Below are 1,062 nucleotides of genomic sequence, written 5' to 3' on the forward strand. Positions count from 1 at the left end.
CGCGCGTCGATCTGCGCGGACAGGTCCAGCGCGATCACCAACGGCGTACGCGCCTGCCACAGCGGCTGCTGTTCCTGGCGCCAGCTCGGTCCGGCCAGCGCCAGCACCGCCAGCGCATAGCCCAGCGCGCCCAGCAACAGGCCAGCACTGCCCTTGGCATCGCCACGCGCGAGCAGATGCGGCAGCAGATGTGGGTCCACCGTGCGCCGCCAGATGTCATGGCGCCGCCGCCGGCGCCACCAGCTCCAGCCGAGCAACGGCAGCAACAGCAGCGCCCACAGCCATTCGGGACGCAACAGATGCAATGCCTGGAGGAACTCCATCGCGCGGGTCATTGCCGCCTCCAGGGCCAGATGAAGGACAGCAACGCCAGCACCAGCGCCGCGGCCAGTGGCCAGGCGTAGCGCTCGATCCGCGGCCGAACCGCCGGACCGGCCGAACGTACCGGCTCGAGCCGGTCCAGTTCGGCATAGATCGAGGCCAGCTCGGCGGTGTCGCGGGCGCGGAAGAAGCGCCCGCCGGTGTCCTGCGCGATCTTGCGCAGCGTGTCCTCGTCGACCTGGTCGTCGCCGCCGCTGCCGGGGATCGGCAGACCGAACAGCGACATGCCGCCATCGCCACCGAAGGCGATGGTGTACACGCGCACGTGTTCGGCCTTGGCCAGTTCGGCGGCCTTCAGCGGATCGAGCACGCCGGCGGTGTTGACGCCGTCGGTGAGCACGATCAGCACGCGCTCGCCCTGCTTCTGTTCGCGCAGGCGCTTGACCGCCAGCGCGATCGCATCGCCCAGCGCGGTCTCGCGTCCGGCCAGGCCGACCACGCTGTCGCGCAACTGGTCGCGCACCGTGGCCAGATCCGCAGTCAACGGAGTCAGCGCATACGCCTGCTGGCCGAACACCAGCAGGCCGATGCGGTCGCCATCGCGGCGATCGAGGAAGTCGGCCAGCACCGCCTTGGCCGCGGTCAGACGATCGACCACGCGCCCGCCCAGGGTCATGTCGGGCTCGCTCATGCTGCCGGACAGATCCACCGCCAGCATCAGCTGCCGCGCCTGCTGCGGTG

At 70.6% G+C, this 1,062-nt stretch carries 1 protein-coding gene and 1 pseudogene; both read right to left on the reverse strand.

Annotated elements, in window-relative coordinates:
- Nucleotides 1–335 (reverse strand): annotated as a pseudogene (locus D183_RS24970) (hypothetical protein); the annotation flags it as partial.
- Nucleotides 332–1,062: vWA domain-containing protein (locus D183_RS0115855; protein ID WP_017909866.1), on the reverse strand; the 731-nt coding region annotated here is incomplete at its 5' end. The pseudogene D183_RS24970 and the gene D183_RS0115855, both read right to left, overlap by 4 nt.

Source organism: Xanthomonas sp. SHU 199 (assembly GCF_000364665.1).
Classification (GTDB): Bacteria; Pseudomonadota; Gammaproteobacteria; order Xanthomonadales; family Xanthomonadaceae; genus Xanthomonas_A; species Xanthomonas_A sontii.